The sequence below is a fragment of the Streptomyces cynarae genome, from assembly GCF_025642135.1.
GTDB lineage: Bacteria > Actinomycetota > Actinomycetes > Streptomycetales > Streptomycetaceae > Streptomyces > Streptomyces cynarae.
This window is the reverse complement of sequence record NZ_CP106793.1, coordinates 4,563,565-4,588,997: the sequence shown is the minus strand read 5'-3', so window position 1 is coordinate 4,588,997 and position 25,433 is coordinate 4,563,565. Positions and strand designations below refer to the sequence as shown.

At 69.2% G+C, this 25,433-nt stretch carries 20 protein-coding genes, 1 tRNA gene and 3 pseudogenes; 11 read left to right on the top strand and 13 right to left on the bottom strand.

Going from position 1 to position 25,433, the window contains the following annotated elements:
- Positions 1-10: 10 nt before the first annotated feature.
- Both N8I84_RS21030 and N8I84_RS21025 read right to left on the bottom strand, forming a co-directional pair.
- A complete protein-coding gene (locus N8I84_RS21030) occupies positions 11-880 on the bottom strand; it encodes a J domain-containing protein (RefSeq protein ID WP_263230936.1) in 870 nt (289 codons plus the stop codon).
- A gap of 125 nt (positions 881-1,005) precedes the next feature.
- On the bottom strand, positions 1,006-2,436 hold the full coding sequence (locus N8I84_RS21025; protein WP_263230935.1) for a DUF2252 domain-containing protein: 1,431 nt from the start codon (positions 2,434-2,436) through the stop codon (positions 1,006-1,008).
- A gap of 211 nt (positions 2,437-2,647) precedes the next feature.
- On the opposite strand from N8I84_RS21025, the gene N8I84_RS21020 reads away from it, so the two are divergent.
- Positions 2,648-3,643, top strand: coding sequence for a Dyp-type peroxidase (locus N8I84_RS21020; protein ID WP_263230934.1), 996 nt, complete (start codon positions 2,648-2,650; stop codon positions 3,641-3,643).
- A gap of 195 nt (positions 3,644-3,838) precedes the next feature.
- On the opposite strand, the gene N8I84_RS21015 is transcribed toward N8I84_RS21020, so the two are convergent.
- Positions 3,839-4,420 (bottom strand): sigma-70 family RNA polymerase sigma factor, encoded by a 582-nt coding sequence (locus tag N8I84_RS21015; protein WP_263230933.1) that lies wholly within the window; start codon positions 4,418-4,420, stop codon positions 3,839-3,841.
- 166 nt (positions 4,421-4,586) lie between these two features.
- Positions 4,587-5,135: a DUF4232 domain-containing protein gene (locus tag N8I84_RS21010; RefSeq protein WP_263230932.1), complete on the bottom strand. Its 549-nt coding sequence runs from the start codon at positions 5,133-5,135 to the stop codon at positions 4,587-4,589.
- A gap of 302 nt (positions 5,136-5,437) precedes the next feature.
- Between N8I84_RS21010 and N8I84_RS21005 the strand changes: the two genes are divergently transcribed.
- The gene (locus N8I84_RS21005; protein WP_263230931.1) at positions 5,438-6,880 is read left to right on the top strand and encodes a helix-turn-helix domain-containing protein; all 1,443 of its coding nucleotides are present in this window, start codon (positions 5,438-5,440) and stop codon (positions 6,878-6,880) included.
- 313 nt (positions 6,881-7,193) lie between these two features.
- Entirely contained in the window at positions 7,194-7,910 is a 717-nt protein-coding gene (locus tag N8I84_RS21000) for a DUF4232 domain-containing protein (RefSeq protein ID WP_263230930.1), read from the top strand.
- Positions 7,911-8,442: 532 nt separating this feature from the next.
- Here the strand turns inward: N8I84_RS21000 and N8I84_RS20995 are convergent.
- A tRNA-Leu gene (locus tag N8I84_RS20995) sits at positions 8,443-8,526 on the bottom strand.
- Positions 8,527-9,195: 669 nt separating this feature from the next.
- On the opposite strand from N8I84_RS20995, the gene N8I84_RS20990 reads away from it, so the two are divergent.
- From N8I84_RS20990 to N8I84_RS42750, 7 genes and pseudogenes are all read left to right on the top strand, one after another.
- Positions 9,196-10,041 (top strand): FhaA domain-containing protein, encoded by an 846-nt coding sequence (locus N8I84_RS20990; RefSeq protein ID WP_263230929.1) that lies wholly within the window; start codon positions 9,196-9,198, stop codon positions 10,039-10,041.
- Positions 10,042-10,051: 10 nt separating this feature from the next.
- Positions 10,052-10,563 (top strand): annotated as a pseudogene (locus tag N8I84_RS20985) (FHA domain-containing protein FhaB/FipA).
- A 120-nt stretch (positions 10,564-10,683) separates the two neighbouring features.
- Positions 10,684-12,194: pseudogene (locus N8I84_RS20980) on the top strand (Stp1/IreP family PP2C-type Ser/Thr phosphatase).
- 26 nt (positions 12,195-12,220) lie between these two features.
- The gene (locus tag N8I84_RS20975; RefSeq protein ID WP_263230928.1) at positions 12,221-13,657 is read left to right on the top strand and encodes an FtsW/RodA/SpoVE family cell cycle protein; all 1,437 of its coding nucleotides are present in this window, start codon (positions 12,221-12,223) and stop codon (positions 13,655-13,657) included.
- The gene (locus N8I84_RS20970) at positions 13,654-15,141 is read left to right on the top strand and encodes a peptidoglycan D,D-transpeptidase FtsI family protein (RefSeq protein ID WP_263230927.1); all 1,488 of its coding nucleotides are present in this window, start codon (positions 13,654-13,656) and stop codon (positions 15,139-15,141) included. The genes N8I84_RS20975 and N8I84_RS20970 overlap by 4 nt, the downstream gene beginning before the upstream one ends.
- Before the next feature lie 170 nt (positions 15,142-15,311).
- The gene (gene pknB / locus N8I84_RS20965; protein WP_263230926.1) at positions 15,312-17,300 is read left to right on the top strand and encodes a Stk1 family PASTA domain-containing Ser/Thr kinase; all 1,989 of its coding nucleotides are present in this window, start codon (positions 15,312-15,314) and stop codon (positions 17,298-17,300) included.
- Positions 17,301-17,451: 151 nt separating this feature from the next.
- Positions 17,452-18,441, top strand: a pseudogene (locus N8I84_RS42750) (restriction endonuclease); the annotation flags it as partial.
- Positions 18,442-18,597: 156 nt separating this feature from the next.
- Here N8I84_RS42750 and N8I84_RS20955 read toward each other — a convergent pair.
- The 6 genes from N8I84_RS20955 to N8I84_RS20930 form a co-directional block, all read right to left on the bottom strand.
- Positions 18,598-19,365, bottom strand: a complete 768-nt coding sequence (locus tag N8I84_RS20955) for a class E sortase (protein WP_263230925.1) — start codon at positions 19,363-19,365, stop codon at positions 18,598-18,600.
- Between the two features lie 63 nt (positions 19,366-19,428).
- Positions 19,429-20,604, bottom strand: coding sequence for a class E sortase (locus N8I84_RS20950; RefSeq protein WP_263230924.1), 1,176 nt, complete (start codon positions 20,602-20,604; stop codon positions 19,429-19,431).
- Positions 20,601-21,239: an aminodeoxychorismate/anthranilate synthase component II gene (locus tag N8I84_RS20945; protein WP_263230923.1), complete on the bottom strand. Its 639-nt coding sequence runs from the start codon at positions 21,237-21,239 to the stop codon at positions 20,601-20,603. Before N8I84_RS20945 ends, N8I84_RS20950 begins: the two co-directional genes overlap by 4 nt.
- Positions 21,236-21,397: a hypothetical protein gene (locus N8I84_RS20940; RefSeq protein ID WP_181138833.1), complete on the bottom strand. Its 162-nt coding sequence runs from the start codon at positions 21,395-21,397 to the stop codon at positions 21,236-21,238. Before N8I84_RS20940 ends, N8I84_RS20945 begins: the two co-directional genes overlap by 4 nt.
- A gap of 52 nt (positions 21,398-21,449) precedes the next feature.
- Positions 21,450-22,136, bottom strand: coding sequence for a class E sortase (locus tag N8I84_RS20935; RefSeq protein WP_263234839.1), 687 nt, complete (start codon positions 22,134-22,136; stop codon positions 21,450-21,452).
- A 30-nt stretch (positions 22,137-22,166) separates the two neighbouring features.
- A complete protein-coding gene (locus N8I84_RS20930; RefSeq protein WP_263230922.1) occupies positions 22,167-22,970 on the bottom strand; it encodes a DUF881 domain-containing protein in 804 nt (267 codons plus the stop codon).
- Positions 22,971-23,110: 140 nt separating this feature from the next.
- Here N8I84_RS20930 and crgA point away from each other — a divergent pair, with 140 nt between their 5' ends.
- Positions 23,111-23,365, top strand: coding sequence for a cell division protein CrgA (crgA, locus tag N8I84_RS20925; protein WP_103837311.1), 255 nt, complete (start codon positions 23,111-23,113; stop codon positions 23,363-23,365).
- A 303-nt stretch (positions 23,366-23,668) separates the two neighbouring features.
- Here the strand turns inward: crgA and N8I84_RS20920 are convergent, their stop codons facing one another.
- Together N8I84_RS20920 and N8I84_RS20915 are read right to left on the bottom strand one after the other, a co-directional pair.
- A complete protein-coding gene (locus tag N8I84_RS20920; RefSeq protein ID WP_263230921.1) occupies positions 23,669-24,580 on the bottom strand; it encodes a rhomboid family intramembrane serine protease in 912 nt (303 codons plus the stop codon).
- Between the two features lie 97 nt (positions 24,581-24,677).
- Positions 24,678-25,211, bottom strand: a complete 534-nt coding sequence (locus tag N8I84_RS20915; protein WP_263230920.1) for a peptidylprolyl isomerase — start codon at positions 25,209-25,211, stop codon at positions 24,678-24,680.
- Between the last annotated feature and the right edge of the window lie 222 nt (positions 25,212-25,433).

Below are 25,433 nucleotides of genomic sequence, written 5' to 3'. Positions count from 1 at the left end.
CGCGGCGGGCTCAGCCGCGCAGCGCCTCCAGCTCGGCTTCCTTCTGCGCGACCTGGGCCAGCAGCTGCTCCGCGATCTCCTCGAGGAGAGCATCGGGGTCGTCTGGGGCCAGCCGCAGCATCGAGCCGATCGCACCCTCCTCCAGCTCCCGGGCCACCAGCGTGAGCAGTTCCTTGCGCCGGGAAAGCCACTCGAGACGGGCGTAGAGCTCCTCGCTGTGACTCGGCCGGCGCTCCTCGGGGACGGGGCCGGCGGCCCACTCCTCGGACAGCTCCCGCAGCAGGGCCTCGTCGCCGCGGGCGTAGGCGGCGTTGACCCGGGCGATGAACTCGTCCCGCCGTTTGCGCTCGTCCTCGCCCTGAGCGAGGTCGGGGTGGGCCTTGCGGGCCAGCTCGCGGTACAGCTTGCGGGCCTCCTCGCTGGGCCGCACGCGCTGCGGAGGCCGCACGGGCTGGTCCGTCAGCATGGCCTGCGCCTCCGGGAACAGCCCGCCGGAGTCCATCCAGCCGTGGAACAGCTCCTCCACACCCGGCATCGGAAGGACCCGGGCACGTGCCTCATGGGCACGCCGTATGTCCTCCGGATCCTGGGTGCGGGCGGCCCGTGCCTCGGCGATCTCCGCGTCCAGCTCCTCCAGGCGCGCGTACACGGGGCCGAGCTTCTGGTGGTGCAACCGGGAGAAGTTCTCGACCTCCACGCGGAAGGTCTCCACGGCGATCTCGTACTCGATCAACGCCTGCTCGGCGGCCCGCACGGCCCGCTCCAGCCGCTCCTCGGGCCGCGCCCCGGCACCCCCGGCCCCGCCCGAACCGGTGCCCTCGGCAACCGGCTCCTCGGCCTCGGACACGGTCTGGCTCTGCTCGGCATCGGGCGTCGTCACCGCACCAGCGTAAGACACGGTCGCGGGGGCTCTGCCGTGGTCCGGTGAGGTCGGGCGCCCGGCAGATCGACACCCTTGGGGGGGCCTCCCTCCCCCTCCCCCTCCCTCCCCCTCCCCCCAGCCCCTCAGACCCCCATCTCCCCCGCGATCCGCCCACTCCGCACAGCCGCCACCAGTTCCGCGTGATCCGCCTCCGTGCGGTCCGCGTATGCCACGGCGAAGGCCGCTGTCGCCTCGTCCAGTTCCTCGTTCTTGCCGCAGTAGCCCGAGATAAGGCGCGGGTCGGCGCTGTGGCTGTGGGCGCGGGCCAGCAGCGCCCCGGTCATGCGGGCGTAGTCGTCTATCTGGTCGGCGGCCAGGGCCGCCGGGTCGACGCTGCCCTTGCGGTTACGGAACTGCCGTACCTGGTAGGGGCGTCCGTCGACCGTCGTCCAGCCCAGCAGGATGTCGCTGACGACCTGCATGCGCTTCTGCCCCTGGACGACCCGGCGGCCCTCGTGGTCCACCTCCGGCACCGGATGCCCGGACGTGGCCAGGTGGGGCAGCAGGGCCGACGGGCGGGCCTCCTTGACCTGGAGGATCAGCGGTTCGCCTCGGTGGTCGAGAAGCAGCACCACATAGGAGCGGGTGCCCACACTTCCCGTGCCGACGACGCGGAACGCCACGTCGTGCACCGCGTACCGGGCGAGGAGCGGGAGACGGTCCTCGGGCAGCGTCGTCAGATACTCCTCCAGCGCCGCCGCGACCGACTCGGCCTCCGCGTCCGGTATGCGGCGCAGCACCGGCGGCGCGTCCACGAAGCGTCGGCCGCCGTCCTCGACCTGCTCCGTCGCCTTCGCCGCGAACCGCCCGCTCGTGTTGGCCCGCGCCTTCTCCGAGACCCGTTCCAGCGTGCCGAGCAGATCGTGGGCGTCCGTGTGCGAGACGAGCTCCTCGTCCGCGATCGCGTTCCAGGCGTCCAGGACCGGGAGCCTGGCCAGCAGGCGCATGGTGCGCCGGTAGGCGCCGACCGCGTCCTGCGCCGCCTGGCGGCACCGGTCCTCATCGGCCCCGGCCTCACGGCCGGCGAGCACCAGCGAGGCGGCGAGCCGCTTGAGATCCCACTCCCAGGGGCCGTGCACCGTCTCGTCGAAGTCGTTCAGGTCGATGACCAGGCCGCCGCGGGCGTCCCCGTACAGGCCGAAGTTCGCCGCGTGGGCGTCGCCGCAGATCTGGGCGCGGATGCCGGTCATCGGGGTGCGTGCGAGGTCGTAGGCCATGAGGCCCGCCGAGCCGCGCAGGAACGCGAACGGTGTGGCCGCCATCCTGCCGACGCGTATGGGCGTGAGCTCGGGGAGGCGACCGCGGTTGGACTCCTCGACGGCGGTGACCGCGTCCGGGCGGTCGGGGTCCAGCACCAGTTCGGCGTGGGCCTGGCGCCGCACCCGTGCGCGCAGTGCCTTGCCGTCCTCCTTCGGCGAGCCATCGACCGGCCACCGCGCGAAGCCGCGCACCGCGGAAATCCGGGCCTCCTGCCGCGGCTTCGCCGTCCCCGCCTCGGCCTCGACTTCGGTCACACCGATCGCCTCCCCCGCTGTCCATGCAGCCGTGTGAACATCAACTGCGGATGACCGTACAGGTCGGCCGTCGAGGCGCGTCAGAGCCTGTGGACAACTCCGGGGCTGTGGAAAACGTCCGGCGTCGGCATCCGCCCGCTGCGCGGTGGCACACCCGTTGGGGCCGCCCTAGAGTGAAAACCCGCCCGTGCCCTGGGAAAGGGGTGTGGCCGTGACCCAGTCCTCCGCGGAGCCGGTTCCCCAGTCTGTGCTCTCCCCGTTGACGGATGCCGCGATCTTCCTGGTGGTGACGGTGGACCCGGGAAGCGAACCGGTTGTCCGCGGGTTGCTGGCCGACCTGAACGGGTTGCAGCGGGCCGTCGGCTTCCGTGCCACGCCCAGTGGAAGGCTCAGCTGTGTCACGGGCATCGGATCCGACGTGTGGGACCGTCTGTTCTCCGGGCCGCGTCCCGCGGAGCTGCATCCCTTCCGTGAGCTGGCCGGCCCCGTGCACCGCGCGGTGTCCACGCCCGGTGACCTGCTCTTCCACATCCGTGCCGCCCGCATCGACCTGTGCTTCGCGCTGGCGGGCGAAATCATGGAACGTCTCCGCGGTGCCGTGACGGTGTGCGACGAGGTGCACGGGTTCAAGTACTTCGACGTGCGGGACCTGCTCGGCTTCGTCGACGGGACGGAGAACCCGGTCGGCCCGGCGGCGGGCGAGGCGGTGCTGGTCGGCGACGAGGACCCCCGCTTCGCGGGCGGAAGCTATGTGATGGTGCAGAAGTACCTCCACGATCTGCGGGCCTGGAACGCCCTTCCGGTGGAGGCCCAGGAGAGGGTGATCGGGCGTCGGAAGCTGTCCGATGTCGAACTCGACGACGAGGTGAAACCGGCCGACTCGCATGTCGCCCTGACCACGATCGTCGACCGCGACGGTACGAAGCACGAGATCCTGCGTGACAACATGCCCTTCGGCACCCTCGGCAAGGGCGAGTTCGGCACGTACTTCATCGGGTACGCCCGCACCCCGACGGTGCTGGAGACGATGTTGCAGCGCATGTTCCTGGGCGCGCCGCCGGCGTCCCACGACCGGATCCTGGACTTCTCCACACCGGTCACCGGATCGCTGTTCCATGTGCCCACCAGCGACTTCCTGGACAACCTGCCCGACCCGCCGGACCCGCCCGACCCGCCGGACCCGCCCGGCCCGGCTCCACGGGCATGAGAGGCCCTCGTATGCGGCCGACGCCAGGCGGTGGCACCGTTGCGGCGTCCGCCGTGCCGAGCCGAGCCGTGCCGAGCCGTGCCGTCACCAACCGCTGTGGCCCCTGAACGGTGCAGTCCGGGCCAGGCACCGACATGACGGTGTGGGGCGTCGAACGCCGCTGTCCCGATCAGCTTCCGCCGCGCCCCCAGGGCATCAGCCGTGGAAGCCTCGGGCTGCCAGCACCCTCTTCAGTGCCCGCAGTGCGTTGTGGGTGCGGGACTTGACCGTGCCCTGCGGGATGCCGAGGCGTTCCGACACTTCCGCAACGCTTGTGCCGTTGAAGTACATGAGCCGGAGGATCTCCCGCTGCTGTTCCGTGAGATCTCCGAGCGCGTCCGCCACCATGTGGGTCGTCAGCAGCCGGTCCACCTCGTCGGCGACAGCGATGACGGTGTCCTCCAGCGGATCCGGTGTCGCGGGTCGCAGGATCCGCGCACGATGGCTGTCTATCAGCAGGTTGCGTACGACCGTGAACAGCCAGGGCCGCATCGCCTGGGGGGCACCTCCCCGCTTCGCGGAGTAATGCCAGGCCCGGATGGCGGCCTCCTGGAGCACGTCCTGCGCGCGGTGCCAGTCCCCCTCCAGCAGCCGGGCCGCGTACCAGAGCACAGGCTTCCCGTGCTGCAGGTACAAGGCTCGGATGAACGTCTCGGCGTCCGCGTCGCTCCATTCCCGGCACAACGCTTCGTTCCTGGTCGGCGCCCCGGCCGGGCGGACCTCTGCGACGATCGTCACGGCGTCACACTTCCTCGGGTGAGATCTCTCGTGGGTGACAGACGGCGGAGAGCCTGTGTGGCGTCCGCGGCACCGGCGCCGACGCACTGCGTCCCCCGGCGTGCCCCGGTGAAGGTGGGACGTCGGTTGCGCAGGGTGGCGGCTGCGCCATGGGACGCCGGGGCGGCTACCAGGACAGGGCGTCCTTGGCGGTGCTCTGCCAGTAAGTGACGGTGGCGGCGCTGTTGAAGAAGACGCCGCCGTTCGGCAGCTTCAGGGTCTTCTCCTTGCCGGTCGCCTCGGCCTTCTTGTCGGCGAAGAACACGCCCAGGGTCTTCACCTTGCTGCCGCCTTCGCCGTCGGGGGAGTACGTGGTGATGCCGGCGTACGCGGACTGGCCGGGCTCGAGCGTCACCACGGCCTGCGGCGTGGTCTCCTTCGCCCACGGCAGTGGTGCCTGGGCGTCGGCGCCGGCCCTCAGGTAGGGGGCGATGTAGGCGTAGCAGGGCCTGGTACCGGTGTTGGTGGCCTTGAGCAGCAGGTGGTTGATCGGGCGGGACTCCCGGGTGACGGTCAGCTTGGTGTTCGCCGTGGTGCAAGTGACGACCGAGGGGGCCTTTTTGGTGGCGGCGGAGGCGGTCTGCCCGGCGGCCTGGAAGCCGACGAGCGCGAGGGCCGCGGCGACGACCACGGAGGAGGCGGTTGCGCGGGAGGCAAGGCGGGTGGCGATACGCATGATCAAGGACTGCTTTCTCTGAATATCCGGAAAATGAGCTTCCGATTGCGGACTGTGCCGGTCGGCTCGGTCTTCTGGTGCTGCGTGAGGTGTGAGCGGCCGCGCCCGACGAGCGGGCCGTTAAGGGGAATCAAGCGCGATCACCGTGTCCGGCGATGCGGCGTGCTTGGATGGCCCAAGCCTGTGCCAGGCCGCGTCCCATCCGCCATTCCATCGGGGTTTTCGGGATGCTGGGATGCTCGCACCGGCTCTGACCTGGTGAAACGTGACCTTCCTGGGATGCCGGACGGAATGGAGGAGTCGTGGGGGCGGCTGAGGAGATAGCTGATTTCGCGGCGCTGCTGCGCGAGTTGAAGCAGCGTTCAGGGCTGAGTTACGAGGCCCTGGCGAAGCGGGCGCACATGAGCACCTCGACGCTGCACCGCTACTGCAAGGGGGAAGGAGTCCCGGCCGACAACGCTGTCGTCGCCCGCTTCGCCCGGGTGTGCAAGGCGACTCCTGAGGAAGTGATCGAGCTGCACCGCCGTTGGGCCCTCGCGGATGCAGCACGGGAACGCGCCCGGCGGCCCGCAGGGAATGCGGAGCCGGCCTCTGCGGACCAGGCCGTAGCGCCTACGTCGGGTCCGTCGTCGGAGCCCCGTTCCCTGCAGTCGGGTCCCGACCGACCCCACCCGGACGCCGCGCCCGACACCCCGGCACCGTCCGCGCCGGCGCCCGTGCCGCCGACCGTGTCCGCAACCGCGCCCACAACCATGAGCGAGCCCGCAGACTTTCCCGGGTCCGTCGCCGAACCGTCGCCTGACGAAGTGGTCCTCGCCCACCGCCCACCGTTGTTCATCCGGACCGCCCGCAAGCGGTGGGTTCTGATCGCGGCGAGCACCGCCGCTGTCGTCGCCCTGTCCACGGCGATCACGGTCAATCTGAGGGGCGGAGGGTCGGGCCTGGCGGGGGACGGCGTGCCGACCGGCACCGTGGCCGCCTCCGGACAGCAGTCCCCGGCTTCCTCAACGACGCACCCCTCGGCGTCCGTGTCCCCCTTCGCGCGTCCGAGCCGCTCCCCGGCCCCCAGCACTCCTGGCGCGAAGTCCTCGGCATCGGCTCCGGCGTTGAGCACCGCCACGGGCCGCGCCCAGCACAGCCTCGGCGCGCTTCTGACGGTGGCCACCCGCACCTACGCCTGGGACGACCCTCAGTGCGAGGGGAAGTACCTGATCAACCGGCCGCCCAGCGAAGTCTCACCGCCGGTGATGGGACAGGACGTGCCGGGCTGGGTGAAGGCGCACGGCGCCGTCGCCGCCGACAGGCAACGGGTGGCGCTCACCGTCCAGGGCACCGGGGACGAAACCGTCGTCATCGAGTCCATACACGTCCGTGTGGTCAGCTCGGGACCGCCCCCGGCCTGGAACGCATATCTGGGGGCGTCGGGCTGCGGCGGAGGCGTGGAGACGCGGTCGTTCGACACGGACCTCGACGCCGGTCACCCCACCATCGTGCCGAAGGCCGGCCAGCGCGGATTCCCGTACAAGGTCAGCCAGTCCGACCCCGAGGTGCTGTACATCACCGCCCATGCCACTGCCCACGACGTGAACTGGTACGTGGAACTGGAGTGGTCCAGTGGTGGCCGCCAGGGGACGACACGGATCGACGACCACGGAAAACCGTTCCGCACGAGCGGCAGTCAGGGCCGTCCCGTCTACGAGTACCCGGTCGGCGGCACCGAGTGGGTCGGCGTGACGGAGAACTGATTCCCTCCGTCTCCGGACACCGGAAGGACGGCGCAACCGAGGGGTTGCGTGTGCCTGCTCGACGGTCTCGGTGCTCCGGCACAAAGCAGAACTGATGGTGCTTCAGGTGTGGGAAGGACGGTGTGATTCACAGCTGGAGCGGGACCGGTTCGTGCCCGGCCGTCGGAGCTGTGTCACAGGGGTGTGACAGCGACGTCATGGACGTGAGACAGCACCGAACCGACGGCCGGGAGCGCTCGTGATGGTGATCGTCAACGCGCGGCACCGCGCCACCTGGTGCCCCGCACCTGCCGCCCTGGAAGGGAAAACCGTCATGAACCGTAGCCTGCGCACCGCCCTTGCCGTCACCGCCGCCCTCGGCGCGGGCCTTCTGATGACAGCGTGTGGGGGCGGCAACACGTCGTCGGCGCCGTCCACGTCGTCCAACACGACCGCCACCGCGGACTCCTCGGCGGAACCCGGACAGGCAAGCCCTGCGGCGTCCACCGCCGGCAACACCAGGGGCACCAGCACCAGCGGCAGCGGTTCCGGTGCTTCGAAGTCCTCCGGCGGCACGGCCGCGGGAAGCGGCTCGTCGGGCAAGTCCGGTACGAACAGCAACAGCACGGGCTCGGACAAGAGCGGCTACGGGCAGACCTGCGGGACCGACGACATCTCCTGGAGCGTGACCTCTCAGACCCAGGCCGGCGGCTACTTCCTGATCAAGGGCAAGGCCAGGCCCGGCATCACCTGCGTCATGCCCGCCGCACTGCCGGTCGTGGCCTTCGGATCGGACGGAACGGCGGCCAAGCCCGCGGAACAGTCCGTGGGGCAGGAGATCACGCTGCGCGCCGGGGTCACTGTCTACGCGGGTGTGAACCCGAAGACCACCAACCAGGGCGGTGGCAAGGAACTGAACAGCCTCATCGTCTCCGTCACCAACGGTGACCCGAACCCGGTGTCCTTGGACGTCCGCTCGTTCGTCGTCGACAAGCCGATCGTCACCAACTGGCACACGTCCGCCGCTGACGCAGTCCCCTTCTCGAGCTGAGGCGGCACCGAGCGAGGACAGTCCTCCATCCGAGCCGCGTTCCGCCGAGTACCCGGGCCCTGACAGTGGCGGTCAGCCCCGGCCGCTCCAAGCCGCCGGTTCCCGCCGCGTCCGGGGCATCGCCGCCCGGACGATCCTGCTCGCCTTCCAGTCGGCCCACGCCAACCGCCGCAAGATCAAAAAGTGGCTCGGCACCGTCGCCTCGGCGGCGAACGCTCACGGCGCCGCTCCCACCACTGCCACCCGCCCCGAGAACCGAAGGCCTGGACACCGACGGCACCCACGGCACCGACGGCACCGACGGGCCGCCTGACACCGGCGGCATGGCCGAGCCCAGCCGATCCGGCCTTGGCAGCCGCAGCACGCAGCACACCAAAGACGGGCCCTGACATGTGAGATAGCTCACGCGTCGGGGCCCCGTCGTCTGTCTTGACCAAGTTGTGCGATGTCTCACACCGTCGACCACAACGAGAAACGGGCCCCTGCCGGTGACTTCCGTCACCGGCAGAGACCCGTTTCGTCGGTATCTCTGTGCGCGAGGGGGGAGTTGAACCCCCACGCCCTTGCGGGCACTGGAACCTGAATCCAGCGCGTCTGCCTATTCCGCCACCCGCGCATTGGGTGTGTCCTCCGGCTCCGGCCCTTTCGGCCCGGCGCCTTCCGACACCCAGAACATTAGCACGCTGGAGAGGGTCGGTTCACATCCCTTTCCCCCGGGGCCCCCGGCCCCGGCCCGGAAATCCCCTCCCGACCAGCGACGTCCCCCGAGCCCTCGGCTCCCGGCCCGGCCCATCCCGCGCACCTGCCCCACCGACCACCACCCACGGATCCGATCCCGTCACCGAGCACCGGACACCCGACACTCCACATCCCACACCGAATTCCGGACACCGAACATCCGTCACCCCCACCCCACCCCGGCCTCGCGCCGCCCCGCCCCGCCGCCCCCAACGTCTCAAGGCGTGTCTGTTCACGTATCAACCTCGTACCGGTCCCGCCCATCTCTCCAGGAGGCGGCGGGGTCCACAGCCGGGTGCGGGACACTGGTCTGCGGCCGCCTCTACGATCCATGGCGGGAGTACCACCGCGGAGTGCTCCGAGGAGTACGTCAAGGAGTACGCCCGGAAGGTGTTCGAAGGGGCCGTCCGGAGGGAAACCCGGAGGCGTCGACACCCGTCGACTGGGCCGATGGGGGGAACCAGCCGATTTTCCGGCGCGTGGATACGATCAGTAAGCAGTACCAGGTAAGCAGTACACAGGACGGCAACGACGGAGGAGGTGCCCCATGGGAGTCCTGAAGAAGTTCGAGCAACGTCTCGAAGGTCTGGTCAACGGCACCTTCGCCAAGGTCTTCAAGTCCGAGGTCCAGCCCGTGGAGATCGCCGGCGCGCTCCAGCGCGAGTGCGACAACAACGCGACCATCTGGAACCGCGACCGTACCGTCGTCCCCAACGACTTCATCGTGGAGCTGAGCGCGCCGGACTACGAGCGCCTCAGCCCGTACTCGGGCCAGCTCGGCGACGAGCTCGCCGGCATGGTGCGCGACTACGCCAAGCAGCAGCGCTACACCTTCATGGGCCCCATCAAGGTCCACCTGGAGAAGGCCGACGACCTCGACACCGGTCTGTACCGGGTGCGCAGCCGTACGCTCGCCTCCTCCACCGACCAGCAGGCCCCCGCGCAGGGCGGCGCCTCCGGGCGCCCCGGCGGCTACGGCTACCCGCCCTCCGCCCAGCCGACGGGCGCTCCGCCCATGCCGTCCGCTCCGCCGCCCGGCGCACGCCCCGGCGGATACGGCTACCCGCAGCCCGCCGGGCAGCGCCCCGGTGCCGCTGCGGCGTCCGGCGGGCGCACCCGCTACTGGATCGAGATCAACGGCACCCGCCATCAGATCTCCCGCCCGACGCTGGTGCTGGGGCGCAGCACCGACGCCGACGTGCGGATCGACGACCCCGGCGTCTCCCGCCGGCACTGTGAGATCCGGACCGGAACGCCCTCGACGATCCAGGATCTCGGCTCCACCAACGGCATCGTGGTGGACGGGCAGCACACCACCCGCGCTACGCTCCGCGACGGCTCGCGGATCGTCGTGGGCAGCACCACCGTTATCTATAGGCAAGCCGAAGGGTGAAGCGGGGGCAATGTCAGAGCTGACCCTCACGGTCATGCGGCTGGGTTTCCTGGCCGTACTGTGGCTGTTCGTGATCGTGGCCGTGCAGGTCATCAGGAGCGACCTGTTCGGTACGCGGGTCACCCAGCGCGGCGCGCGTCGCGAGGCCGCACGGCCGCAGCCGACCGCCCGCCAGGCGGCGCCCCGCCGCAGCGACAGCAGCCGGGCGGCGGGCGGCAGCGCCGCGGGGCGCCCACCAAGCTGGTCGTCTCCGAGGGCTCGCTGACCGGGACCACGGTCGCGCTGCAGGGCCAGACCATCACGCTCGGACGTGCCCATGACAGCACCATCGTGCTGGACGACGACTACGCCTCCAGCCGGCACGCCAGGATCTACCCCGACCGCGACGGCCAGTGGATCGTCGAGGACCTCGGGTCCACCAACGGCACGTACCTCGACCGGACCCGGCTGACGTCCCCCACACCGATTCCGCTGGGCGCGCCGATCCGCATCGGCAAGACCGTCATCGAGCTGCGGAAGTAGTACGACAATGAGCGAGCGGAGCGAGCACGCAGCGGTGGTCCCCACCCAGGGCCCCGGCGCGCTCCCGACCGGAGGGTGGGCACCGTGCGGATGTACCCGGAGCCGACGGGCGAGGTGCGCATGAGTCTCTCACTGCGCTTCGCCGCCGGATCGCACAAAGGCATGATCCGCGAGGGCAACGAGGACTCCGGTTACGCCGGTCCGCGCCTGCTCGCGATCGCCGACGGGATGGGCGGCCAGGCCGCCGGCGAGGTCGCCTCGTCCGAGGTGATCTCCACCATCGTCGCGCTCGACGACGACATCCCCGGCTCCGACATCCTCACCTCGCTCGGCACCGCGGTGCAGCGCGCCAACGACCAGCTGCGGGCGATGGTCGAGGAGGACCCCCAGCTCGAGGGCATGGGGACCACGCTCACCGCGCTGCTGTGGACCGGTCAGCGGCTCGGCCTCGTCCACGTCGGCGACTCCCGCGCGTACCTGCTGCGGGACGGCGTCCTCACTCAGATCACCCAGGACCACACCTGGGTGCAGCGGCTCGTCGACGAGGGCCGCATCACCGAGGAGGAGGCCACCACCCACCCGCAGCGGTCCCTGCTGATGCGTGCGCTGGGCAGCGGCGACCACGTAGACCCGGACCTGTCCATCCGTGAGGTGCGCGCCGGCGACCGGTACCTGATCTGTTCCGACGGGCTGTCGGGGGTGGTCTCCCACCAGACGCTGGAGGAGACCCTCGCCAGCTACCACGGCCCCGAGGAGACCGTGCAGGCGCTGATCGAGCTGGCGCTGCGCGGTGGCGGCCCCGACAACATCACGGTCATCGTGGCCGACGTACTCGACCTGGACACCGGGGACACCCTCGCCGGGCACCTGTCCGACACCCCGGTCGTGGTGGGCGCGGTCGCCGAGAACCAGAACCACCTGCACGACAACGGCATCATGCAGACGCCCGCGGGCCGCGCCGCCGCCTGGGCCGCCACGCGGCCCGGCAGGGCGGCGGGGGCGAGTTCGGGCCGCCCGGCAGCGGCGACACCACCGGGTACATCCCGGCGGGCAGCTTCGGCGACTACACCGACGAGGACTTCGTCAAGCCGAGGAAGGGCCGCAGGTGGCTTAAGAGATCGTTCTACACGGTCCTCGCGCTCGCCGTCATCGGCGGCGGCTGCTACGGCGCCTACCGGTGGACGCAGACGCAGTACTACGTCGGTGCCAACGGCGAGCACGTCGCGCTGTACCGCGGCATCAGCCAGGACCTGGCGTGGGTGTCGCTGTCCGAGGTGGAGAAGGACCACCCGGAGATCGAACTCAAGTACCTGCCGCCGTACCAGCAGAAGCAGGTCAAGGCGACCATCGCCGAGGGCGGTCTCCAGGAGGCCCAGTCGAAGATCTCCGAGCTGGCCGTGCAGGCGTCCGCGTGCAGGAAGGACGTCGAACGCCGCACCGCGGAGTCCAAGAACACCCCCAAGCCCGGCAGCACCACGGGAACCGCGAGCAACTCCCCGACGTCCAAGGCCTCGCCGACTCCGAACCCCTCGGCGTCGGCGTCCAAGAACCAGACCGCACCCACTCCCACACCCGGCCCCAGCCTCTCGGAGGAAGAGCAGAAGGTCGTCTCACTGTGCGGTAAGCAGTAAGCAGCCGTGAGGGGCCCTGTCACACCATGAGCAGCAGTACGAACACGTCGACGCACCACACGTCCACGATCGGCGCGATCGGCACACCGAGCCGCCGCAACACCGAGCTGGCACTGCTGGTGTTCGCCGTCGTCATCCCGGTGTTCGCCTACGCCAACGTGGGCCTCGCCATCAACAGCAAGGTGCCGCCCGGCCTGCTGAGCTACGGCGTCGGCCTCGGCCTGCTGGCCGGCGTCGGCCATCTCGTCGTACGGAAGTTCGCCCCGTATGCCGACCCGTTGCTGCTTCCGCTGGCGACCCTGCTCAACGGCCTGGGTCTGGTGGTGATCTGGCGGCTCGACCAGTCCAAGCTGTTGCAGGCGATCGGCCAGGCCGGCAGCGCGGCGCCGAAGCAGCTGCTCTACACCGCGCTGGGCATCGCGCTGTTCGTCGCCGTGCTGGTCTTCCTCAAGGACCACCGGGTCCTGCAGCGCTACACCTACATCTCCATGGTCGCGGCGCTGGTCCTGCTGATCCTGCCGCTCATCCCGGGCCTCGGCGCCAACATCTACGGCGCGAAGATCTGGATCCACGTCGGCAGCTTCTCCATCCAGCCCGGCGAGTTCGCGAAGATCGTCCTCGCGGTGTTCTTCGCCGGCTACCTGATGGTGAAGCGCGACGCGCTCGCCCTGGCCAGCCGCCGCTTCATGGGCCTGTACCTGCCGCGCGGCCGCGACCTCGGACCGATCCTCGTCGTCTGGGCGATCTCGATCCTCATCCTGGTCTTCGAGACGGACCTCGGTACGTCGCTGCTGTTCTTCGGAATGTTCGTCATCATGCTGTACGTCGCCACCGAGCGGACCAGCTGGATCGTCTTCGGTCTGCTGATGTCCGCGGCCGGCGCCGTCGGCGTGGCCAGCATCGAGCCGCACGTGAAGTCACGTGTGCAGGCGTGGCTCAACCCGATGCACGAATACCTGCTCAGCCGACAGGGCGTCGGCGGCCACTCCGAGCAGCTCCAGCAGGCCCTGTGGGCGTTCGGCTCCGGCGGCACCCTCGGCACCGGCCTCGGCCAGGGCCACTCCGACCTGATCCGGTTCGCCGCCAACTCCGACTTCATCCTCGCCACCTTCGGCGAGGAGCTGGGCCTGGCCGGCATCATGGCGCTTCTCCTGATCTACGGCCTGATCGTGGAGCGCGGCGTGCGCACCGCCCTCGCCGCCCGCGACCCGTTCGGCAAGCTGCTGGCCGTCGGCCTGTCCGGCGCGTTCGCGCTGCAGGTCTTCGTGGTCGCCGGCGGTGTGATGGGGCTCATCCCGCTGACCGGTATGACGATGCCCTTCCTGGCGTACGGCGGTTCCTCCGTCATCGCCAACTGGGCCCTGATCGGCATCCTGCTGCGCATCAGCGACACCGCGCGCCGCCCGGCCCCGACCCCCGCCCCCAACCCCGACGCCGAGATGACCCAGGTGGTCCGACCGTGAACAAGCCCCTGCGCCGGATCGCGATCTTCTGCGGGCTCCTCGTCCTCGCGCTGCTCGTCCGCGACAACTGGCTCCAGTACCTGCAGGCCGACAACCTGCGCACCGACCCGGACAACCGCCGTGTGCTGATCGCCCGGTATTCCACTCCGCGCGGCGACATCATCGTCGACGGCAGCCCGATCACGGGGTCCAAGGAGACGCCCACCAACAGCCTCAACGACTTCAAGTACAAGCGCACCTACAAGGACGGCGCGATGTGGGCGCCGGTCACCGGCTTCGCCTCCCAGGCCTTCGGCGCCACGCAGCTCGAGTCCATCGAGGACGGCATCCTCACCGGCACCGACGACCGGCTGTTCTTCCGCAACACGCTGAACATGCTGACCGGCAAGCAGCAGCAGGGCGGCAACGTCGTCACCACGCTCAACGCGGCCGCGCAGAAAGCCGCGTACAACGGGCTGAAGCAGGTCGGCGGCAAGGGCGCGGCCGTGGCGCTCGACCCGCAGACCGGCGCGATCCTCGCGCTGGCCTCCTACCCGTCGTACGACCCGTCGACGTTCGCGGGCAACTCCCTCTCGACCGACAGCAAGGCCTGGTCGTCGCTGCAGAAGAAGAACAACCCGGCCGATCCGATGCAGAACCGGGCGCTGCGCGAGACCTACCCGCCGGGCTCCACCTTCAAGGTGGTCACCGCGGCGGCGGCGCTGGAGAACGGGCTGTACACCAGCGCGGACGACCCGACCAGGTCACCGCTGCCCTACACCCTCCCGGACACCACGACGCAGCTGAAGAACGAGGGGAACATCCCCTGCGAGAACGCGACCCTGCGGACCGCGCTGCAGTACTCCTGCAACACCGTCTTCGGCAAGATCGGCGCCGACCTCGGCAAGGACAAGATGCTCGAGGAGGCGAAGAAGTTCGGGTTCGACTCCGAGCAGTTCACGCCTGTGCGCTCGGCCGCCTCCAACTTCCCCGAGAAGATGGACCGGCCGCAGACCGCGCTCAGTTCCATCGGCCAGTTCGAGACTGCCGCGACCCCGCTGCAGATGGCCATGGTCGCCTCCGCCGTCGCCAACGACGGCAAGCTGATGAAGCCGTACATGGTGGACAAGCTGCAGGCGCCCAGCCTGGACGTGATCACGCAGACCCAGCCGCAGGAGCTGAGCCGGCCGCTGTCGGAGAAGAACGCACAGATCCTGCAGTCGATGATGCAGACCGTCGTCGAGAAGGGAACCGGCACCAACGCGCAGATCCCCGGCGTCACCGTGGGCGGCAAGACCGGTACCGCCCAGCACGGTCTGAACAACAGCGAGAAGCCGTACGCCTGGTTCATCTCGTTCGCCAAGCTCAAGGACGGCAGCTCGCCTGTCGCCGTGGCCGTGGTGGTCGAGGACGACAAGGCCAATCGCGAGGACATCTCCGGTGGCGGCCTCGCCGCCCCCATCGCGAAGAACGTCATGGAAGCGGTCATCAACAGCAAGAAGTGACCCCCGTCACGTCCCCTTCACATCGGTGCACGTTGCGATACCGGTCCTGTATCGGGTGGCGGATGTGGCCAGGTCACGCACAGCGAGCCGGGTACCGTATGCCCGGACAGCACACCGCCGGACCACACGCGGGTGTGGTCGGGACCGACGGAGAGGGCTGGTAGGAAGCTATGGAAGAGCCGCGTCGCCTCGGCGGCCGGTACGAGCTGGGCCAGGTGCTCGGCCGTGGTGGCATGGCCGAGGTCTACCTCGCGCACGACACCCGTCTCGGCCGCACCGTGGCGGTGAAGACGCTGCGCGCCGACCTGGCGCGCGATCCTTCCTTCCAGGCCCGGTTCCGCCGGGAGGCCCAGTCGGCCGCCTCACTCAACCACCCCGCGATCGTCGCGGTGTACGACACGGGCGAGGACTACATCGACGGGGTCTCGATCCCGTACATCGTCATGGAGTACGTCGACGGCTCAACTCTCCGTGAGCTCCTTCACAGCGGCCGCAAGCTGCTGCCGGAGCGCGCCATGGAGATGACCATCGGCATCCTCCAGGGCCTGGAGTACGCCCACCGCAACGGCATCGTCCACCGCGACATCAAGCCCGCGAACGTCATGCTGACGCGCAACGGCCAGGTCAAGGTGATGGACTTCGGCATCGCCCGCGCCATGGGCGACGCCGGCATGACGATGACGCAGACCGCGGCGGTCATCGGCACCGCCCAGTACCTCTCGCCCGAGCAGGCGAAGGGCGAGCAGGTCGACTCGCGTTCGGACCTGTACTCGACGGGCTGCCTGCTCTACGAGCTGCTGACGGTCCGCCCGCCCTTCGTCGGCGACTCCCCGGTCGCGGTGGCCTACCAGCACGTCCGCGAGGAGCCGCAGCCGCCGAGCGTCTTCGACCCCGAGATCACGCCCGAGATGGACGCGATCGTGCTGAGGGCGCTGGTCAAGGACCCCGACTACCGCTACCAGTCCGCCGACGAGATGCGCGCCGACATCGAGGCGTGCCTCGACGGGCAGCCGGTCGCGGCGACGGCGGCGATGGGCTCGGTCGGCTACGGCGGCTACCCCGACCAGCCCACGACGGCCCTGCGCGCGGACGCCGGTGCCGGCGCGACGACGATGATGCCGCCGATGAACCCGGACGACGGCGGCTACGGCTACGACGACCGCCCGGACCGCCGCCGCCAGCCGAAGAAGTCCAATGCCTCCACGATCCTCCTGGTCGTCGCGGGCATCCTGGTCCTGGTCGGCGCGATCCTCATCGGCAAGTGGATCTTCAACGGCAACGGCGGGGTCGGCAACGACACCGTCCCGGCGCCGAACTTCGTCGGCCAGTCCCAGAAGGACGCGCGAACGCTCGCGGACAACTCGGACCTGAAGCTGTCCATCTCCAGGCAGCCCTGCGACGACCAGCAGAAGGGCAACGTCTGCTCCCAGGACCCGAAGGCGAACACCGAGGTCAAGAAGGGCAGCACCGTCAATCTGGTGGTGTCGACCGGGGCACCCAAGGTGGCTGTGCCCAATGTCATAAACAAGGACATCAACACGGCGACTCAGCAGCTCGAGGACAAGGGCTTCCAGGTCAAGACCAAGCAGACGGAGTCTTCTCAGCAGGCAGGCACGGTCCTCAGCCAGAACCCCGATCCCGGTACGGAACTGGAAAAGGGATCGCCTGTGACTCTCGAGGTCGCCAAGGCCGTTCAAACGGTGACCGTGCCGGATGTGAGGAACCAGTCCTGTGACGACGCCAAGAAGCAGCTGCAGGCCAACAACCTGACGCCGGGCAACTGCGTCGACACCGACACCACCGACCCGAACCAGGTCGGCAAGGTCATACAGACCGACCCCGGGGTGCTCACCCAGGTCAAGGCGGGCTCGACGGTCAACATCCAGATAGGCAAGCTGGCCAACCAGCAGACGCAGGTCCCGGGCGTCTTCGGCCAGAAGCTGAGCGACGCCGTGAAGATCCTGCAGCAGAAGGGCTTCACCCACATCCAGGTCAACGGCCCGACGGACGGCAACGCCCGGGTCACCAACCAGGACCCGCAGCCCAACACCCAGGCCGACCCGAACAGCCAGACGATCACCCTGACCACGGTGTCGGCCGGAGGGAACAACGGCGGCGGCAACGACGGCGGCTTCTTCAGCGGACTGACCGGCGGCTGAGGCCGACCGGCCCGTACCGGCCACACCCGACGGCTGAGCCCCGGCACCTGCAGGTGCCGGGGCTCTCGCATGGAACCAAGCCTGCATTCCAGTTCTTCGTACGAAGTCCGACCACATCGTCATATGTCATGGCTCGTTGCTCGAGTTGAGGATGGGGCATCGGCTCCCTGTCCGCCATGCGAACACGACACGAGTGGTGGAAGGACGGAACGTGATCGACGAATCAGCGCTTCTCGAATCGAAGGCTCTGCGGAGCAGCGTGCTGGAACGCACCGACGTGCTCGACAGGGTGGAGGCGCTGTCGCTGCTACCGGACGGGATGCATGTGACGACGGCGATGGTGGCGGCGTACTTCGGGGTCACTGTCGAAGCTGTCCGCGCCCTCGTACTCGATCACCGCACAGAACTTGAGGCGAACGGCTACCGCGTTCTGACAGGTACAGAACTGAGTTACTTCAAGCAACTCAGTGGGATCCAGTCACGCACGCGTTCCATGGCACTCTTCTCCCGCCGGACCGTCCTCAACGTCGCCATGCTGCTCCGCGACAGCGAAGTCGCACGTCAGGTGCGCAGGTACCTCCTCGACGTGGAGTACCTGGCCCGTACACAGCCTGTGGAAAAGCCGGCTCCCACAGACCCACCGTCCCTCGACGACCACATCGACCAGCGCATCGCCCACATCCTCGGCAAGACCGTCGTTCCCATGTTCAACGCGCTGATCGAAAGCTCCAGTGAGCACCGCCGAGAGCTCATCGCCCTCCGCGAGGACATCGAGAACGTCGAGCGCAGGCTCTGCTGGCATCACCACCGGATCAGCACACTGGAGGGCGAGGAGCCGAGGAACGGGATCAGCGCGTCCATCAGGAAGATGACCTGGCAGGCGTTCGAACGCCAAGTCGCCGACCTGCTCCGGCGCGACGGCTGTACAGATGTGGTCGTGCGGAGGGCCAACAGCGACCGAGGCATCGACGTCACCGCACGCACGGCCGCCGGACGAACGGTGGCCGTCCAGTGCAAGCGGTACAACCATCGGCAGTACGTGTCGAGCGCCGACATGCAGAAGTTCGCCGGCGCCGCGCGGACCGTCGAGCCTGTGGACATCGCCCTGTTCGTCGCCACCTGCAACTTCACCCACGAAGCCCAGGCGATTGCCCGTTTGAGCGGCGTCGTCCTCGTGGACCGCCACGAGCTGGAAGCGTGGACCGCAGGCGTGCGCCTGAACGCTCTGCATGAGACGGCAGCGAACACAGGAGCCCGAAGCCGCAAGAGGAAGTTGCGGCTTCGGGCCCTCGGCATCCTACTCAGCCAACTCCTTCGGCGGCGTCCGCTCGCTGTCCACCTTCTGCACCCGCACCAGTTCGCCCCACACGATGTACCGGTACTCCGAGGTGTAGACGGGGGTGCACGTCGTCAGCGTGATGTAGTGGCCCGGCTTCTTCACGCCCGCCTGCTTCGGGACCGCCGAGAGCACCTTCACGTTGTACTTCGAGGTCTCCGGGAGGATCGCGAAGACCTTGTAGACGTACCAGTCGTCCTTCGTCTCGAAGACGATCGGGTCGCCCTTCTTCAGCTTGTCGATGTTGTGGAACTTCGCCCCGTGCCCGTCCCGGTGCGCGGCCAGCGCGAAGTTGCCCGTCTTGCCCGTCATCGGCAGCGTCGCCTTGACCGGGTCCGTGTAGTAGCCGGCCACGCCGTCGTTGAGGACGCTCGTCGACGTGCCCTTCTCGACGAGCACCTCGCCGTTCCTCATCGCCGGCACGTGCAGGAAGCCGATGCCGTCCTTGGTGTCGAGGGCGCCCGGGCCGCTGTCCTTCTCGGCCGCCCAGTGGTCGCGCACCTTGTCGCCCTGATGGTCGGCCCTGCGGTCCGCTATGACGTTCGTCCACCACAGGGAGTAGACGACGAACAGGCCCAGCACCAGGCCCGCCGTGATCAGCAGCTCGCCGAAGACGCTGACGGCCAGCGCGATCCGGCCGCGCCCGCGGCGCCGCCGTGCGGACGAGGAGGCGCCGGGGCCGGGTGACGGCGCGTCGGTCTGCTCGTCCTGGTCGGTGGTCACTCCCACTGCATCCGCTCCGTCTGTTCCACGTGCCTGTGCCTCCACGTGCGCCGCGAAAGGGCACGCGTCCTAAGAAATGAGCGCGTCCGGCTTGCCCTTGCTGCGCGGCCGTTCCTCGACCATCTTGCCCCACACGATCAGCCGGTACTTGCTGGTGAACTCCGGCGTGCACGTGGTCAATGTGATGTAGCGGCCCGGTGCGGTGAAGCCCGAGCCCTTCGGGATCGGGTCCAGGACACTGGTGTTCGCCGGAGACGTCACCGGCAGCATCGACGTCATCTTGTAGACGTAGTACTCGTCCTGCGTCTCCACCACGATGGCGTCGCCCGGCTGGAGACGGTTGATGTACCGGAACGGCTCGCCGTGCGTGTTCCGGTGCCCCGCGAGCCCGAAGTTGCCGGTCTTGTCGCTCGGCATCGCCGTCTTCAGGCTGCCCTCGCCGTAGTGCCCGACCATGCCCTTGTCGAGCACCTTCGTCTTGCTGGTGCCCTCCGCGATCGGCGCCACCACGTCCAGCTTCGGGATGTGCAGGATGGCGAAGCCCTGCCCCGGCGCGAACACCCCCGGCTCCCGCTTGCCGCTCGCCCAGTCCTGCTGGAGGTGCTGCGCGGCGCTGCCCGCCTCCTGGTGCGCCCGCACGTTCGACCACCACAGCTGGTACGTCACGAACAGCAGCATCATCACACCGGTGGTGATGAACAGCTCACCCACCACCCGGCTCGCCACGACCGCCGCACCGGGCTTCTGCGCCCTCGCCGCCCGCCGGGCCTCCACACGGGAGCGCGGCGCCTGAGCGGGCGCCTCCACGGCCTTCTCGGGCGTCTGCGGCCCGCTCCCGCGCCGCCCGTGCCTCCGGGCCGCCTTGCGGCGCGCGGCACGGCCGCCGGGCGCCGGAGCGGCCTCGGCGGCGCGGTTCGCGGCCCGCCGCGCCTCCTCGATGTCCGTGGCGCGCAGCGCGACGGTCTCGTCGTCCACCGGCAGCGGCTCGTCGTACGCGGGAGCCGGTGCCGGTCGCGGTTCCCCGTACGACGGGAGTACCGCCGTCGCGTCGTACCCCTGCTGGGGCTCGTACGTCTGCTGCGGCGCCTGCTGCCCGTACTCCCCGGCGCCCTGCCACTGAACGCCCGGCTCCTGCCCCTGCCACACGCCGAAGTCCCCGTACGGCTGCTGCCCGTACGAGGACCCTTGCTCCGCGGCGTCCCCGTAGGTGGCGCCGCTCTCGCGCTCGGGGCGCAGCGCGGTCACGCCGTGGCCCTGCCCACCACCGGGGCGAGCCCCGCCGACCTCGCCACGGCCCCCTCGTCACCGCACTCCGCCAGCCAGTTGGCCAGCATGCGGTGTCCGTGCTCGGTCAGCACCGACTCGGGGTGGAACTGCACACCCTCCACCCGCAGCTCCCGGTGCCTGAGACCCATGATGATCCCGTCGTGCGTGCGCGCCGTGACCTCCAGCTCGGCCGGGACGGTGGCCGGTTCGGCGGCCAGGGAGTGGTAACGGGTCGCCGTGAAGGGGGACGGCAGTCCCGCGAAGACGCCCTTGCCCTCGTGCTCCACCAGCGAAGTCTTGCCGTGCAGCAGCTCCGGCGCCCGGTCGACGACACCGCCGTACGCCACTTGCATCGACTGCATGCCCAGACACACGCCGAAGACGGGGACGCCCGTCGCCGCGCAGTGGCGGACCATGTCGACGCAGACGCCCGCCTCCTCGGGCGTGCCCGGCCCGGGGGACAGCAGGACGCCGTCGAAGCCGTCCTGGGCGTGCGCCGTCGACACCTCGTCGTTGCGCAGCACCTCGCACTCGGCGCCCAGCTGGTACAGGTACTGCACCAGGTTGAAGACGAAGCTGTCGTAGTTGTCGACGACGAGAATGCGCGCACTCACTGGTTGTCCACCGTCACATCGTTGAAGGGCAGCAGCGGTTCGGCCCACGGGAAGACGTACTGGAACAGGACGTACACCACGGCCAGGACCAGCACGACGGAAATCAGTGCCTTCAGCCACGCATTCCCCGGCAGATGCCGCCAGATCCAGCCGTACATGCCGTCCCTTCCGTCTCACCACGGCACCAGACTCACGCCGTACGCCACCAGACTACTGGCGCAGAGCCGCCGGTTTCCCTGCCTCCACAGGCTGTGTGGAATCCAGGTGCGCCCAGACGATCAGCCGGTGACTGTGACCCCACTCGGGATCGCACGTGGTCAGCGTCAGATAGCGTCCCGGACGCGTGTACCCGGACGTACGTGGCACAGGGTCGATCACTTCAACGTCGGAGGGCACCGTTTTGTAAGGGCCTTTGTCGATCCGATACGTGAACCAGGTGGTGCCGTCGGTGAGGACCACCGCGTCGCCGGGCCGCAGCCTGGGGAAGTCCTTGAAGGGATCGCCGTACGTACGCCGGTGGCCGGCGACCGCGAAGTTGCCCACCTGGCCGAGCCGAGCAGCGCCCTTGTAGTGGCCCAGCCCCTTCTTCAGGGTGTCCACGGCGGTGTCCTCGAGCACGGGCTTGTTCCACGTGAAACCGAACCGGGGGACGTACATGACGGCGAACGGCCGACCCTGGACATACGGCCCCGGACTGCCGGGGCTCGCGGCGCTCGTCGGCGCGGCGGACGTGCGCACCGCCTCCTTCGCCCACTGCTTCTGCAACTGGCCGATCTGGTCGCTCATCGCGCCGTCCGCCTTCACCCCGGTCCAGAACACCACGTAGACCACGAACAACACGATGAGGGCGCCCACGGTGATGCACAGTTCGCTGACGGTCCTGACGATCACGCGCAGCGGCACGGATCCCCCCAGCGGCAGCGGCCTCTACTCCACGGGCTTGGCGTAGTGCAGGTCCACTGTGCCGGAGTAGCCGGGAAGAGTCACCGTTCCGTCCTCGGTGACTTTCCAGCCGAGGCCGTAGACGTTGACGTACACCATGTAGTTCTGGATCGCGGGCGAGTCCGCGAGCGCCTTCTGCAGCTTGTCCGGGTCCCCGACGGCCGTGATCTTGTAGGGGGGCGAGTAGACGCGGCCCTGGAGGATCAGGGTGTTGCCGACGCAGCGCACCGCGCTGGTGGAGATCAGCCGCTGGTCCATGACCTTGATGCCCTGGGCGCCGCCCTGCCACAGCGCGTTCACCACGGCCTGGAGGTCCTGCTGGTGGATCACCAGGTAGTCGGGCTGCGGCTCCGGGTATCCGGGGAGCTTCGCGGTGGCGTTCGGCGGGGCGTCGTTCAGGGTGACCGTGACGGCCCTGCCGCTGAGCCTCTGGGTGCCGGCGTCCTTCTCCAGCGCCGCGAGGCGGTCCTGCTCGGCCTTGCTCATGGTGCCGCCGGTGCGCTTGGCCAGGGCCTCCACGGCGGAGCGCAGAGCGGCGTCGGACTCGTCGAGCCGGGCGTTCTTGTGGCTGCGCTCCTGGATGAGGTCGGAGAGCTTCAGCAACGAGGTGTCGGTGCGGAGGTTGGTGCCCTTGGCCGTGTTGAAGCTCGTCATGAACAGAAGACCGGCGAGTGCGAAGACGCCCACGGTGAGCACCCGCACGGGCCGGAATCGGCGCGTGCGGACGGACGGGTTCCCCGCTTCCGGGGAATCGGAACCCGTCCCGGGGGAGTCGGCCGTATCGCTCACGTACCCTTATCTCCTTCGGCGCCGCGGAAGCACTACGCTAACGGACGCCCGGGGGAGCGCTCATGTCCCCTTGTACGCTGCCCCGGAGCCAGCCCCAGTTCCCTGCGCGGCGACGCAGCGCATCGACAGGAGAGACCCTCGTGCCGAAGTCACGTATCCGCAAGAAGGCCGACTACACGCCCCCGCCGTCCAAGCAGGCCCAGGCCATCAAGCTGGAGAACCGCGGCTGGGTCGCACCGGTCATGCTCGCCATGTTCCTCATCGGGCTGGCCTGGATCGTCGTCTTCTACGTGACCGACGGGTCGCTGCCGATCCACGCCCTGCGCAACTGGAACATCGTGGTGGGCTTCGGGTTCATCGCCGCCGGGTTCGGCGTCTCCACCCAGTGGAAGTAGGGGCCCGACACCCGTCCGCGCCGGCTCTGCCCACAGCTGCACGCCGAGTTATCCACAACCCTGTCCACAATCCTTGCGGCCAGTGGAAAAAGAACGACGATCTGTGGATAACCCGTCGGGCATTGACGCCGGTATGACGGAATCACCGGCCCCCGCAAACCTGTTCGCCCCCTGTCCCACCTGGGAAAACTCCGGTCGGTGACAGGGGGCACCTGCGTTCCCCGCGGCATGCACAAGATCCCGGGCCGGGCTGTGGACAACTCTGGGTACAACCCCGGGCTACGGCCTGTGCACATTCGCCACTCAGGTGAGCTGAGCTGTTCTCACCAGTGTCATGACGACCACGGCGGCCAGCACCAGCGCGCACACCCCGTACTGCACGAGGGCCCGGCGCTCGCGCGGTGCGTGGACCATGGCGTAGCCGACCACGACACCGCCGACGAGTCCCCCGATGTGGGCCTGCCATGCGATGTTGCTCCACCCGAAGGTGAAGATCAGGTTGATCACCAGCAGGGCGATGACGGGCCGCATGTCGTAGCGGAGCCGGCGCATGAGCACGGCGGTGGCGCCGAACAGACCGAAGATCGCGCCGGAGGCGCCGAGTGAGGGCAGGTTGGGCGCGGCGATCAGATACGTGAGGGCGCTGCCTGCGAGCCCGGAGACGAAGTAGAGCGCGAGGTAGCGGGCGCGGCCGAGGGCCGCCTCCAGCGGGCCGCCGATCCACCACAGGCTGAGCATGTTGAACAGGATGTGGATGTAGCTGCCGTGCAGGAACATCGCGGTCAGCAGCCGGTACCACTGGCCTTCAGCGACCCCCTCGATCGGGCCGGAGATCGAGAAGCTGGCTCGTCCGACGAGCTCGAAGTGGTTGGTGAAGGTGTCGCCGAGCGACATCTGGAGCAGGAAGACGCCCAGGTTGATCCCGATGAGGATCTTCGTGAGCAGCCGGGGGTCGGCGGTGACCGCCCCGCCCGCGAGCGTGCGCGGCCGGGAGGCGGCCGGGGCGTGGCCCGTGCCGGATCCGGTGCGGACGCACTCGGGGCACTGGAAGCCCACCGAGGCGTCGACCATGCACTCCGGGCAGATGGGGCGCTCGCATCGGGTGCAGCGGATGCCGGTCTCGCGGTCCGGGTGCCGGTAGCAGACCGGCAGCTCCCGGGCCTCGGACGGCCCCTGGTTCTGCGGGCCCTGCGGGCTGCCTGGCGCCTGGTCCATGAGGTCCCTCACTTCTCCGTACGACGGGGTGCCCCGCCCCTCCTTCTACGGACGGGCGGGGCGCTTTTGTTCCCTCGTGCGGGGTGCCCTGTGGGGGTCAGCCCTCGCGGGTCTCGACGACGACCGACTCGATGACGACGTCGTTGACCGGGCGGTCGGTGCGCGGGTTGGTCTGGGTGGTGGCGATGGAGTCCACGACCTTCTGGCTGCCAGCGTCGGTGACCTCGCCGAAGATCGTGTGCTTGCGGTTCAGCCAGGCCGTCGGGGCGACCGTGATGAAGAACTGCGAGCCGTTGGTGCCCGGGCCGGCGTTGGCCATGGCCAGCAGGTAGGGCTTGTCGAAGCGCAGGTCCGGGTGGAACTCGTCCTCGAACTGGTAGCCGGGACCGCCGGTGCCGTTGCCCAGCGGGTCACCGCCCTGGATCATGAAGCCGCTGATCACCCGGTGGAAGACCGTGCCGTCGTAGAGCTTCTGGGTGGACTTCTCGCCGGTGGCGGGGTTGGTCCACTCACGCTCGCCCTTGGCGAGTTCGACGAAGTTCTTGACCGTCTTGGGGGCGTGGTCCGGGAAGAGCCGGACCAGGATGTCGCCGTGGTTGGTCTTCAGGGTGGCGTAGAGCTGCTCAGCCACGATCTGCCTTCCGTTGTCCTTTGTGACCCCCTGATCCTCGCACGCTACGCCCTCCGCGTCGTCCGGCGACCACGTCCGGGGGAAACATCGGTCGGTGGTTCTTGTGATGCTGCTGGGGCGGGAGGGAGGACGGTGGGCGGTTCGTGCGGCCGGTGGCGGCTGCGGGCGTGTGGAAAACCGGTCGAGTCGTCCTGTCTCGAGGGCGCGGCCGGACGATCCGTG